The organism is Bacteroides nordii, assembly GCF_019930665.1.
GTDB classification, from domain to species: domain Bacteria; phylum Bacteroidota; class Bacteroidia; order Bacteroidales; family Bacteroidaceae; genus Bacteroides; species Bacteroides nordii.
The window spans coordinates 15645-29970 of sequence record NZ_CP082886.1 but is presented as its reverse complement, the minus strand read 5'-3'; the positions used below and the strand labels follow the sequence as shown (position 1 = coordinate 29970).

General features: G+C 39.0%; 7 protein-coding genes. 1 reads left to right on the top strand and 6 read right to left on the bottom strand.

Going from position 1 to position 14326, the window contains the following annotated elements:
• Positions 1 to 3 precede the first annotated feature (3 nt).
• Positions 4 to 2559 carry a LamG-like jellyroll fold domain-containing protein gene (locus tag K8P02_RS00075; RefSeq protein WP_002559211.1) on the bottom strand — a complete coding sequence of 852 codons (2556 nt, stop codon included), beginning with the start codon at positions 2557 to 2559 and terminating at the stop codon, positions 4 to 6.
• Between the two features lie 122 nt (positions 2560 to 2681).
• Positions 2682 to 3737 carry a T9SS type A sorting domain-containing protein gene (locus tag K8P02_RS00070; protein ID WP_002559210.1) on the bottom strand — a complete coding sequence of 352 codons (1056 nt, stop codon included), beginning with the start codon at positions 3735 to 3737 and terminating at the stop codon, positions 2682 to 2684.
• A 514-nt stretch (positions 3738 to 4251) separates the two neighbouring features.
• Between K8P02_RS00070 and K8P02_RS00065 the strand changes: the two genes are divergently transcribed.
• A complete protein-coding gene (locus K8P02_RS00065) occupies positions 4252 to 8229 on the top strand; it encodes an ATP-binding protein (protein ID WP_223381835.1) in 3978 nt (1325 codons plus the stop codon).
• Between the two features lie 66 nt (positions 8230 to 8295).
• Here K8P02_RS00065 and K8P02_RS00060 read toward each other — a convergent pair whose 3' ends face one another.
• The 4 genes from K8P02_RS00060 to K8P02_RS00045 form a co-directional block, all read right to left on the bottom strand.
• A complete protein-coding gene (locus K8P02_RS00060) occupies positions 8296 to 10287 on the bottom strand; it encodes a DUF4954 family protein (RefSeq protein WP_002559208.1) in 1992 nt (663 codons plus the stop codon).
• A 102-nt stretch (positions 10288 to 10389) separates the two neighbouring features.
• Positions 10390 to 11655 carry a GTPase HflX gene (hflX, locus tag K8P02_RS00055; protein WP_007483990.1) on the bottom strand — a complete coding sequence of 422 codons (1266 nt, stop codon included), beginning with the start codon at positions 11653 to 11655 and terminating at the stop codon, positions 10390 to 10392.
• Positions 11656 to 11693: 38 nt separating this feature from the next.
• Positions 11694 to 12230 (bottom strand): hypothetical protein, encoded by a 537-nt coding sequence (locus K8P02_RS00050; protein WP_002559206.1) that lies wholly within the window; start codon positions 12228 to 12230, stop codon positions 11694 to 11696.
• 118 nt (positions 12231 to 12348) lie between these two features.
• The gene (locus K8P02_RS00045; RefSeq protein WP_025867985.1) at positions 12349 to 14199 is read right to left on the bottom strand and encodes a thiol protease/hemagglutinin PrtT; all 1851 of its coding nucleotides are present in this window, start codon (positions 14197 to 14199) and stop codon (positions 12349 to 12351) included.
• Positions 14200 to 14326 lie beyond the last annotated feature (127 nt).

Below are 14326 nucleotides of genomic sequence, written 5' to 3'. Positions count from 1 at the left end.
GATTTAATTAATATGTAACTTTTTTGTGTAATTTCCATTATTGGTACATACTTGTATCAGATAGGTCCCCTTTGTCAAAGATAGCGGGATTACATTTGTAACGGCATTCAAACGTTCCTGCATTACAACCTTACCATCGATTGCACAAATTTCACAGAAAGCATTGCCTGCATCCTTTTCTACAGAAAGAATTAAGGTTATCTGATTACCGGACGGATTGAGATAGAATGAAAATATTTCTTTCTTACCATTCTTTTCTATATTTTGTATCCCCACCGGGCCCAAATCTACTTTCGTAATCAATGTATCTACGTTAGATGCAAGTATATCATTTTGTGCACGTATCAAACTCTTATAATCTCTAACAGGTTGGTCATTACCCATATCAAAGTACATCGTTCCACGGCAATCTTTCTCTATAATAAATTCTTGTTTACGTTTCGTTTGGTTCACCCCATTATAATACTTAACGATGCCACCACAATCCCATGAATTCAAAGCCGGATCAAAATTACTATCATTCATTCCATATTTCTCAAACAGATCTTTATAGCCTTCCTCTCCGTTATTAACGAGCAATACTCCGTAAGACATCAAAATCTTATCTTTAGGAAATCCGTAACTTGTAAACCAATTGTAGGCTTCAGGATAATAATCCCAATAATAAGTTTCCTTGTTAGGGCCATATAGCTGGAACGTAAAGAAATCTACATCATTTATCATTGTTTTATCAAATCCGCCATAAGACACTTTATGCAATGAACAGGTAAATGTTTTTGTATCTCTATGCCCTGCCATAACTTCGTCAATCAAACGTTTTACGACATGGTTATAAATAGTCCAGTCAGACGAACTGTACATCCATTCCAGATCAACATCCAGACCATCACAATGTGTCAATAGTTTTTTTGCATCATTAATCATATTGTCCAGATATTCCTCTTTATTCAAAACACCCCATTTCCATTTTTCTCCATCCGGATAAATAATACCCATACGGATTTTCATACCACGATGTCCTGCATAATAATTACGAATGAACTCGATCATACCGATATAGCTCTGTGAGTCTTTACCGACATTCTCGGGATCATCCCCCTTCCAATAAGCATTTAAGAAAATATTATTCCAGCTTCCGATGTTCCATTGGTAACCGTTCTCAGCATCATTCTTTGCCGATCCGGAGCGGTCACTTCCCCAAACCATAACTTCATCCAGTTTTCCATCCAGATTATCTCCCAACGTTATTGTACTATTTGCAAACACCGGTACTACCTTTATTGTCATATCTTTACCACTAAGTTCAACGGTTTTACTGGAAATCTTATCATGCATTACATAATCAACGCTTATAAAAACCGGATTAAATCTACGACCTGTAATCTCTCCTTCAGCCGGTTTAAAACAAACACTCAAATAATGCCATTTTCCAACTTCCACTTGATTCTTCAGAGTAGCTATAGTCCCGCAAAAATCAACAACAATCTCCTTATTTGCTTCTTGTCCCAATTTAATGACCATGCAATTATCTTCGTCCTGATAGTTGGAGAATATACCGGCACCTTCTACCCATTTATCAATATAAATCCACCCCGACACAGTGGCAACATTAGGAGTACCGCAGCCAAATCGTTCAGTCGGATCAAAAGGTGCACGACCATCTTCTGCTACCATCTTAGATCCTATTCCATGAAAATCCATCACTCCCTTACGTCCTTCAAACTCAGCCAAATAAGACACATTCACAGGAACGGCGGAATTATCCGGATATTCCGGGAACAATGATCCGTCTTGCTGCACTTTGGCAGAAAGTAGAATCAAATCATTGGTCATCAGAAACATATCCCGGTTTATATTACCCCGGTCTGTAAAACGCATCAGATTTGTATATCCGGTCACTACGCGATAGCGCATTATCGCATTATCTTCAACAGCCACGCGTTGCATATTATTAATAATTCCATGGTGAGCAAACTGATAATCAACCAAATTCTCACATTGTTCCTGATCGCACTTCCAGTAAGAAACTAATGTATCGTAATTAGGATTAAACTTATTCAACGTATTGTTCCAAAAAAAGTCTTTCTGTTCCAGTGCTTTCCTCCAAACACGTATTTCATCTATTTGACCTTTAAAATTTTTGCCAATATAACAGGTATTCACTGCATCCGGCAAAATAGCCGGTAACGTACCTGTTGTCTCTTTCTGTTCGTTATTCACGTATAACTTTACTGCACCATTATCATATACCATGGTCAATTGCGACCAGATATTCAATGCTATTTCCGGAGTGCAAGTAACAGAAGAAGCCCCGGCTTTAACAATCAGCGACTGGTTTTCTCCCAATTCTATAACAAGATTACTCTGGTTATAAAGCTGAGCACCTTTCACCCATTCTACAGGTTTAATCCATATTTGTACGGTAGCTTCCGCCAGTCCGTTCAACTCATTCATAATAGTTGACGTTTGAACAAAACCAGTACCATCATTATTTATCGCATAATTGGTCGTTTGCGAAAAAGAGTTTAAAAAGAAGCATCCCAAAATGCATGCTAACATAACTTTTTTTAAAACCATACTAATCAATTTAGATCATTAAATAAAAGATTAACAAAAGAAGAAACGAATCTTGACTCTTGCTGTGAAGCTGTAAAGATTCGTTTCCTAGATAGCTCAAAAATTTACAAAACAACTTTTCTACTGCTTTCTCCGATCTTGACAATATAAGCACCCTTTTGAGCCACAGGGATTGTTGTAACACTTGAAATAGGAGCTTTGAAGGAAACCAGTTGTCCTGAAACCGAATAAACCTGAATAGGAGATTTTGCATCTACCACCGTAATTTCACCATTAGATGCCCAAACAACAGCGTTCTGATCAGCTGTCTTATAACTTATTCCGGTTGGAGAGTCATTCCATTCCACATCTTCCACTTTACCCGGAACATACTTATTATCAATTGCTCCGATTTTCTCCAGTTTAATATCACTAAATAGCACAATCGCATTTTCAATGCCACCACCTAACCACATCTTTATTACTAAAGGCAACTCTTTATAGTTAGGATCTGTATTATCTGCAATAGTTATATCCATTGTAGCAGTGCTCCAATAGTCGTTAAAGTCAGCATAAAAAGGCAATTCCAATTCACGATAAGAGCCGTTAGCCAGTCCGGTACCAGTATCTATTCCGTCATAAGCAGAAGTAGCTAATGTCAATTTCATTGCATTGGTACCCGAATTTGCAATAACACGATACCCCATAGAAACACGATAATTTGCGGCCAAAGGAATATCTGTATTTGAAAGCCAGAACATAGTAGCATTAGGCATTGCCTTGATATTCTTTACAGCTCTGGGGTCAGACATGGTAGAAGCACTACCTTGATAGCAGAACAAATTGCCTAACTCACCACCATCTACAATTTGACATGCTTTATAGAACTCTTCAAACACAGCTTTATCTGCATCTGTTACATTAGCATACAGATCACTTCCCGGTCCTGTCACATCCCCACCAACGGCGCATGCCAACCCAATAGAACCATCCAAAGCATCCCCTAAACGGAAAGGAGCTTTACAGTTCCAATTAGTAGAAGCCATTTCTTTAATAAATAATCCTGCTGCGCTACCTTGCTGCTGCTTACTAAATGTCCATGCAGCAGGAGCATAATTTTGTGCCATTGTACACATAGAGAATAGGCAAGCGGCCGAAATTAAAAGTAAATTTTTTCTCATAATAATAAAAATTAAAGTTAATAATAGAATGATTTAACGTCACCAATATAAATTAATAATACGTTATTTTTTCATACCGCAAACATAATCTACATAATATCAATCGATGTTTAAAAACGGCTATTATTATTCTAAAAACGTTCCAAAAGCGCTTTAGAGGCTAAATAGGGACATTTTTAGAAATTACATGATTGATTTTAGAAATCCATGTAGCCAGAAGCACCTTACATTATGTATAACTCGAAAAGATAAGAATACCTCGTTTTTACACCTGTAAACGAGGCTTAAGAATCGTTCTTGCCAATGGGTTGGCAGAGTATTGCCTTCATGTTGGCAAAGGTTTGCCACCTTGTTGGCAATACCTTGCCAATACGTTGGCAAAACAAGCATCCACGGTCTGCCTCACCAAGTATCCGGTTAGATATAGAAAGTAACCAATATATTATTCTGCATACCTTTTGTTTATCTGCCTCATTTATCTTAATTTTGTCCGAACAAATCAGAAGAACCGATTATGAAAAACTCTATAAATGTGCTAAGCGGCTTATACAGGTTTGTAGGATGCATATTATCAATACAATGTAGCATTTTCTCTCTACACGCTTTTCCGGATTATTACTTCAAGCAATTATCATTACAGGAAGGACTTTCACAAACAACTGTCAACTGTGTGCTAAAAGATTACAAAGGTATCATCTGGATAGGAACTCAGATGGGATTAAACCGCTTCGATCAATACGAATTGAAAAACTACTTTTATGATTCATATTCCTCTCACTCATTACCAGACAATGAAATCTGTTTTTTAGAAGAAGATTCCTTACTCAATCTATGGATAGGAACCCGGGAAGGACTATCACTCTATAGCCGGGGAGAAGATAACTTCACTTTATTATATCATAATAATGCTCCCGTACAAGCCAAAACAGCTTGTCTGCTAAAAAATGGAGTGTTGTTTGCCGGAACCGGGCTTTGGTTATATAGCTATGACGACCGGAAATTACATAGCCTCCCAATCATTAATAAAGGCGAAACTATCAACGATTATTTTATGTATATCCAACCGTGGAAGAATGATATATACATAATAGGAACACTATGGAAAGGTGTTTACCTCTATCATGCCGATAGCCATCAGCTAACACCTTTCACCTCATGTGAGGAACAACACATAACTTCATATTTTATTGATAAGCACAAAAATCTATGGTTATCACCCTATGGCAAAGGGATAGTATGCTATGATATAAATGGCAATAAGGTAGCCAGTTATTCAACTCATAACTCCGAACTATGCAATAACGTAGTATTGGATATGTTGTCTTATAAAGATGAACTTTGGATAGCAACTGATGGCGGTGGAATAGCTCGCCTGCATCTGCCTACTAATACTTTCCGGACCATCGAATATCAAACGGGGAATAATAATTCATTCCCGACAAACTCTTTAAAATGCTTGTATGCAGACCGGTCACAAAATTTATGGGCAGGTACTATCCGGAACGGATTATTGAACATACGTGAAGTATACATGCGTACCTTTCAGGATGCACCGTTGGAAAACATTTTCGGATTGACCAATAAAACGACCTTATGCCTGCATGAAGAAGACGGCTTTATATATGTAGGAACAGACGGAGGTGGCATCAACCGTCTGAACCAAACAGAAAACACATTTAAACATTACCCTCTGTGCTGCAAAGAAAAAGTGGTATCGATAGCTGGATATAGCCGCCAGGAACTGATTGTATCCTTTTTCGGAAAAGGACTTTATTTCTTTAATAAAACAACAGGAGCTTGTCGTCCGTGTAATTTCATAAACCAATCTCTCATAGATCAAATAAACCTGATGGGAAAGAGCATCTGTATACACCAGTTCAGTCCCGGCAAATACCATATACTGGCAGAACAGGTATATATTTATGATACGAAAACAAATCAACTTTCTCAGGTACGGATGGTAGATATACGAAAAGATACGGAAACGCCTATTAGCAACCTGAAAGTAATCACCTCAACAGATTCGGTAACTTATCTGAGTGGAATAAGAAATATCTTTCGATTAGATAATCATACCCGAACATTATCTCCACTTTATTATACCAATCCGAATATTACGATAAATAGTGTATGCAGTGATGCACAAGGAAACTTTTGGATGGCAACCAATCGTGGACTAATGGAGTACAACCGAAAAGATAAATCAGTTAACAAAATAGAGACTTCACTATTCAGCGAAGCCAGAATAGTAGTCTACGACTCTACGGGAAGAGTATGGGTAGGTGCATGCAATATGTTATTTACTTATTCTTTATCAGACAAGCGATTCACCATTTTTGATGAAAACGATGGAGCTTTGGCCAATGAATATATGTACACTAATTATCCGGTATCACAATCAGGAGATATCTACCTATGCGGAGCAAACGGTTTATTGCGTATCTGCAAGGGGTATCCATTCAAAGACAGTAAAATGCCTTCCATAAAACTGATGGATGTAGAACTAAACGGAGCCACGATCACAAATCAGGTTTCAGAAAAGGGAGAATTGACTCTCCCATATCATTACACATCTCTCGTTATTAAACTGATCGGAAATGAAGAAGATGTATTCCGGAGAAGAATATACCGGTTCCATATTTCGGAAATGACACGAGATATTGAATCGTACGTTCCTACCCTACCCCTTTATTCACTACCTCCAGGCAACTATGAGGTATCTGTTTCGTGTAGTAACCGGGATGGCAGTTGGACAGATATGGTCCCGATGCTCAGCCTGAAAGTTTCGGCTCCGTGGTGGCAAAGTATATATCTGAAACTATTGTCAATAGTTCTATTCATTGTATTCTGTATCTTTTATATGATATATTACAATCGAAAAAAAGAACGTAAACTTCAATGGGAATTAAAAGAGCATAAGCAAAATATGAATGAGGAAAAAATACGTTTCCTTATCAACATGAGCCATGAGTTACGAACTCCGTTAATGTTAATATATGCTCCACTCAGACGACTGTTAAGTAAAGATATGACAGTTGATGGAAAATTGAAGGAACAACTGGAAGGTATCTGTAAACAGGTAAGACGAATGAAAAACCTCATAGAAATGGTACTCAATGTGCGTCGTATAGAGATGGGACAAAATGTATTGCATCTTTCAACTACCCATTTCAACGATTGGCTGGAAGATATTGCCGGCAGTTTCACCGAAGAATTCACTAACAAAGGAGTAGATTTTATATATAACTTTGACAATCAAATTGCTGATTGGACATTTGATATGAACAAATGCGAAATGATCATATCCAATTTATTGGCAAATGCTCTGAAATTTACTCCAGCGGGTAGTACAGTAACACTAACTACACGCAAAGAAGAAGGGCATATACGAATTCTGATAACCGACGAGGGTGTCGGCTTGGACGAAGAGGATATGAAACATCTGTTTGTCCGTTTTTACCAAGGAAGAAATTCGAAAGAAGGAAGTGGCATCGGACTATCTTATGTGAAAGTGTTAGTAGAGCTGCAAGGAGGAAAAATAAATGCTTATAATAATGAAAAAGCGGGAGCAACCTTCTATTTTGATCTTCCGGAAAAGAAAAATGAGATATCACCGGAACAATCAGTCAATATATCACTTAATGACATACTTCGCTTTTCTGAAAAAGAAAAACCGGAAACAAAAGAGGAAGACGAAACATTCGACACTAAAAACTACTCCATACTGGTAGTGGAGGATAATGTAGAATTATGTAACTTTCTCAAAGAAGCCCTGAAAGACAATTTCCAAAACGTATACACAGCTAATAATGGTAAGGACGCCTTTATCATTGCTACACAAAGCCTACCGGATATTATTGTGAGCGATATTATGATGCAAGGGGGAGACGGACTGGAACTCTGCCAACAAATTAAAAAACAAGAGAAGACTTGCTTTATCCCTGTAATTCTACTGACCGCACGAACAGATGTTGAAAGTACAGCTTCCGGATATAAATCAGGGGCTGATATTTATTTAACTAAACCATTCGAAGTAGAAGAACTGACAATTATAGCACATAATTTACTGAAAAACAGAAAAATGTTACAAAAGCATTACCGGAATCATGTCAGCAGTATATCAATAGAAGGAAAAGAACCCAGTAACGCAGATGAAAGATTCTTGTTCAAGCTGAACAATATTATTATAGAAAATCTAAACAATCCTGATTTAGATGTAGACTTCATTGCTGAAAGAATGGGAATGGCGCGAACTACGCTTTATAACAGACTAAAAGCGCTGAACTATATGGGTATCAATGATTGCATCAATAACTTCCGTATAGAAAAAGCACTGCAAATGTTACGCGAGACAAATTGCAATATGCTTGAAATATCAGAAGCAGTCGGCTTTAGCAGTCAACGCTATTTCAGTACATTCTTTAAAAAGATGGTAGGTTGTACACCTACCAAATACAGAGAAGAGAATCTTCAAAAAAAAGATTCTGTTTAAGTATTCTTCAATATATATCACCACAAATTAATTTCTGTGGTGATATATATCCGATTTTTCGTCTTTTTACACCAACTGCCCGATACGATTTATCAGTTCATCGCCCAAAGCATTCTTATCATCAATATGTTGCAATACAGCAGTTACAAACGGATTGCTCTCAAAATCACCACGCACCTGCTCAAAGTCAAGCTTCATTTCATCTTGAGAACCATCGGCACCAAAACCTGTCATAGAAGACAGAGAGAACTCCTTACGTGCATCACTATAGACCATACGATCCAACCCGATAACAGCTTCTTTCCAGGAACGTACAATATCAATAATATCTTTAGCAGTAATTGTTTCGGGATCGAGTCCGTAGAACTCCTGTATTTTACCATACGCCCACGTCCACTCGTAGGTATAGTAGTTATTATGCATCTCTGAGAAACAAGCATTGATTTCTTTCAGGCGATTGATTTCTCCACTCTCAATGCCACACATCAGTTTCTCTATCTCACTCTTCGGAGCAATTAATCCGGAAATATCCACCCATTCACCCGTACCTATTTCAGTATCCGGTTTCAAACGTTCACGAATATCTTCATTGCTTTGGAAGTTAATACCTTCGAGACGTTTAATAATAGAATTACCCAAAAATTTATGAATAGCTATTTCATAAAAACGAATACCACTGTTGAGCGAAGAATTCTTTATTTTAGCACTCTGATAAGAATAGGTCTCCGAAGTTTCACCCGACACACGCTTCAAATCTTTCAAAATAGTACGCCCTGCAAACATCTTCTGAATGGTATAAGGACTCAATAGATTATAATTGATATAATCCAGCTTGTTCGGATCTTTTCGTTTATCACGCTTCGGCCATTTCTGAGCATCACGAATGGTTCCTACACTACGCAAATTAACTCCAGGGACAAGGAAAGTGGTATTCTGTTGTTCTATCAGATAAGAGAATGGCAGATTAGATGTGTCAGCGTGATTAACGTGACGCCCCATTACCAGCGAGAAAGCTCCTACACGCGCCGGCCAGAGAATATAAGAATCAGAAGTCGTTTTCGCACCCCGTTCCATTGTTCCCTGATGGATAGGACCTAATTTGTACATGTGATTACTTTGATTTGAACCTGAACCAGCATTCATAAATGAGAACATACCGGCAATCAATAAAGTTGATTTATGATGTGTCACCGTATAAGGACCGGCGAAAATAGCACATGCCTCACCGTTCTCTCCCTGACAATTGCTGAAAAACAAAGAGTCTGAAGCCGAATAGTTATGTCCCAACCGGCAAGCTTGTCCAATAAAGCAACGGGTCAACATTGTTCCATCATCAATATGCGAACCGGAAGAAACAATAAAGTCATCACAAATCACTCCATGCCCAATGTGCACCGGAGCGATTGCATTACTATTAATACTACCATTTGACAAACGGCAGGTCCCACATATATGACAGCAGTCTCCTATCCGCACATTTTTAATAGAACCGGTATTAAGTATCATGACCCGGTTTCCGATTGTTCCGACAGTAGAAGCATGCTTATTGGAATAGTAATCGGTGATTTCCTTCATACGGCTGATTAATTCCGGGCGATGACGATACAGAGCCAGAATATAGGCCTGATGTGCCGAAAGTTTATCATTAATCAGTACTTCCCGCCCACCTGTTTCATTCAATACAGCAACTTCTACTCCATTACCAAAAGTGGTACGACCATCTACAAGGATGATATCAACATTCTCAATAAATGCATCATCTCCGATTTCATAGTTCGCAATGTAGTTCTGAATGTTTTCAATACAGCAGTTATCTCCTACTGTTACGTTGTGCAAGGTGACATGCCGTAGCCCGGAATGCTTCTTAATCCCACCCGGCAGAATAAATTCCGACTGGAAAACTCCGAGTTTTACCTCGCCAGAAAAGCGGGTATGATGCACATACTCGGTAGTAAAGTCCTTGGCCACAGAGATTTTCCCCCAATCATCAGCCAGACACGACTGGCTCTTCAACTGAAGCACTTCGTCTTCAGTCAATCTTCTGTAATCTTTTCCCATAAATAAAATAATTTGCCAATTTTCTAACATACCAATCTGCCAATGCCTCTCGGTGGCATAGTACAACCAATTGGCACATTAGCATATCGGCACATTGAATAATTATTCTTCCTCTTCTTCCTCGTAAGTCTGATAAAGAAAATCATTATAGGGATACTTCTGTACGTGTAGTTCTTTTACGCGTTTATAAACAACACTCTTCAGTTCTTCTATGTTGATTCGTTCGCGGGCGGAAATAAAGAGGCAATTATCCTCCACTTTAGCCATCCACGTCTTCATCAGTTCTTCGAGTGTTAAGTTTTCCTTTGTTTTGGGGGTAAGGTCGTCAACCGCTTTCTCTATATAAGTATAAGCGTCTATTTTATTAAAAATCAATATCATTGGTTTTCCGGCACCACCGATATCAGCCAGTGTTTTGTTCACTACTTCAATCTGTTCTTCAAAGCCGGGATGAGAAATATCTACAACATGTAGCAACAGGTCGGCTTCACGCACCTCGTCAAGAGTAGATTTGAAAGAGTCTACGAGGTCTGTGGGCAACTTACGAATAAATCCTACAGTATCGGACAACAAAAAAGGCAGATTTTCTATAATCACCTTACGCACTGTGGTATCAAGCGTAGCGAAAAGTTTATTCTCCGCAAACACTTCACTCTTTGCCAAAAGATTCATGATCGTTGACTTTCCTACATTGGTATATCCAACAAGAGCCACACGAATCATACGTCCACGGTTCTTACGCTGTGTAGATTTCTGTTTGTCAATCTCAGCCAGCCGCTCCTTGAGCAGTGACATACGATTGAGGATAATACGACGGTCCATTTCAAGCTGCGTTTCACCCGGGCCACGAAGTCCTACCGAACCTCCTTTACCACTACCCGAACCAGAGCCACCACCCTGGCGTTCAAGGTGAGTCCACAAACGTTGCAAACGAGGCAACATGTATTTATACTGCGCCAGTTCCACCTGTGTTTTAGCATTGGCAGTCTGAGCACGCATAGCAAATATATCGAGAATGAGCGAAGTACGATCTAATATCTTAATCTTCAGCTCTGCTTCAATATTACGTATCTGTTTGGCAGAAAGTTCATCATCAAAAATGACCATTCCTACTTCCCGTTCGTTTTCTTCTTCGTTTAGGATATATTCCTTTATCTCTTCCAGTTTTCCTTTTCCCACATAAGTTACAGAATTGGCTGTCGGCAACTTCTGGGTAAACTTTTTCACAACTTCCGCCCCAGCCGTCTCGGCAAGGAATTCCAGTTCGTCAAGGTATTCTTTCGTCTTACGTTCATCCTGCGTCTGCGTGATGAGTCCTACGAGTACCGCTGTTTCTACCTGAGCTTCGGAGATTACAAATTCTTTCATTCTTTATTCTTATCTATAATATGTGCGCAAATATATAGTTATTTTTGCAGAAAGCCTTGTTCTATAAGTTTATTTAATTCAGAAACAATGTTTTTATAATCTGCCCGGCGTCCACATTCATGCCATTCGGTCAAAGGATATTTATCATGAATATGTGCCATCAATTCCTCCATAGAGGGTACACTACCCAATTGACTATACTCCTCGTATGTATAGGAAAGAAAGACGACATTCCGGCCAATCCCCCTATTGTCCAACCAATAGCCTTTTTCCAGAAGTGTAGGCAAACACAATTTGTCACCAATACGAAGGTCACGCGGGTGCGGATAAGAAACAATAGTGGTACGGGCATCATTCATGATAACCGGAACCAGGTGTGAGTAGTCCTCCCTCGTTTTATAAATATACACAGGAGGAGAACTTACAGAGATCGCTCCACCTTTAGGAGAAGTAGTTGTAACTATTATCTGGCTATCCATATTCTGATTTTTTTGTGGTTGAATACCCGGAGTACGGCAAGCACCTGCCAACAACACAATACACATACATCCTAATAAATAAAAGCTTTGTTTCATACAACTGGTTTCACGATTTTAAACAAAAATAGTAATAAAAAGCAAAACCGGCAAGAGAGAATGCCATTTATCTCAAACTTGCCGGTTCTGTATAATCAGAAGTACACTCTTAAAACAATCACTTTATTACAAATTTATTACTACCAACTCCTTCTGTAGTAACGGCTCTCAAAATATATATACCCGGAATATACTCTTTACAAGACAGGCTAAATTCCATATTTCCATGGCATTCTGCCTCCTCCAACAAATGTCCTTGCATATCATAAATCATCAGTCTGGTCATTGCGACAGAGGATTTCACTATGATTCGATCGTCCCTATATATAACTGTAACGGGTACTATATTATCTTGTTCAACATGATTTATTCCTGTCAGATCTTCTTTGACAAGAATCTCCGTAGAGACTTCGCTTCCTCCTTTTACGCTTTCCCACTCAAAATCATTCTGATTATCTCCGGCTCTGTACACCATCCTGATCCGGTCGCCTCCAACAAGTGTCTCAGTGATTTTACAAGAAAAAACAACTCCACTACCTGATATTTGCCCTGCTGCATTCATCGCACTCAGGTCAATATTTTTAGAATCCGATATAAGTTGTTTCACCTTTCCCTGTTTATCTACCAAAGCCAAAGCTACGATTCCGGAAAAGTCACGAAGCCCCGCATTCGTTATAAATCCGGCTTTCACCTTAAACGAAGTGTTAAGACGAAAATCAGTCTCTGTAGTTGTCAACCCGGCAAAAGCTTCTCCGGAACTTGTTGTTCCATCAAAAAAATATAGCAAATCACGATAACCGGAACCGGATTCGGCTTTCTTGATACCGACTACAGCATCTTGCCCTATCGAAAATCCTCCTCCTGAATTACCTCCTATGCCCTGCTGATCGGGCTCCAAAGTAGATAACAAATAATATCCATTGGCCATGCCGCCCCATCCCCAGTTAACATGATATCTATTAGCCTTGTAACCATCAAAAACGAACTGATGTCCTTCTCTTTTGGAATTACTGCCGCCATAGATCACAAGCCGTCCCTCGTCCAACTCTTGTTTCAATAAAGCGTCCCACTCATCATCCGTATACCACTCCCGTTGTAATACAGCCATACTTTTATCATATTTCATATACTCTATCATCCCCCTGGCTGCTATCAAAGTAAAGGCTCCACTTCCATTTGGCGCATATTCCATCTGCGACAACACCCCACAGTGATACATCAATGTTGCTACAGCATCAGCTTGCGTTCCTACATACTTTCCTATCTCATATACATGAGACATTTTATCCCACTGATATGGAACATTATAGGTTACAGATAACTGACTTCCATATATAGAAGGAGTATAAGTACATGTCCCGCCGCTTCCCTGATCCGGCCAACGATTGTATTTCATTACAATAGCCAGTGCAGTTGCAACACAACCTGTAGGAGTAGAACTTCCGGATATTTTGGGACATAAATTATTATAAGGAGCATTCTGATTCCAAAGAGCTGTTTTCAATAAAACTTCTTTTTCTGCATCATCAGCTAAAGCCCCGCGTTGCAATTGTTCCCAAAGCTTCATAACCGATTCAGATGGAGTTATATGCTGTTCTCTGGCCCAGTTAATCTGTTCACGGTAATATTGCATCCACCCCTGCAGATTGGAAGGCATATTTTCTACTTCAAATTCTCCGGTATCACTATAAGCCAGTACAGGAGATGCTACATCATCACCCGCAATAATGATAAAACCTCCTTCCGGTGTACGATTAAAAACATGAAAGGCTGGTGATGAGGTCGTTACACGTGTTTGTACATCCTCACCATCCCAGATATACTCCAATTGCATACTATCACCTGCCCGGGTAGTTTCGTGAATTCCAAAGAAGTTACGAGCCAGTTGTTCTGCTTTTGACACAGGCACATTGTCTGCCCATGATAAAGAGCAAGTGAATAAAAAGAGCCAAAATAGATTACGTTTCATAAGCACCTTATTTTGAGAGTGGTTTGTAACGCCACAAATGTAATACATTAATTTATTTAAGCAGAATATCAATCCTATATACTTTTATATTAGATAAGGAAAAATAGAGGTCATTCTTTCACAAGAA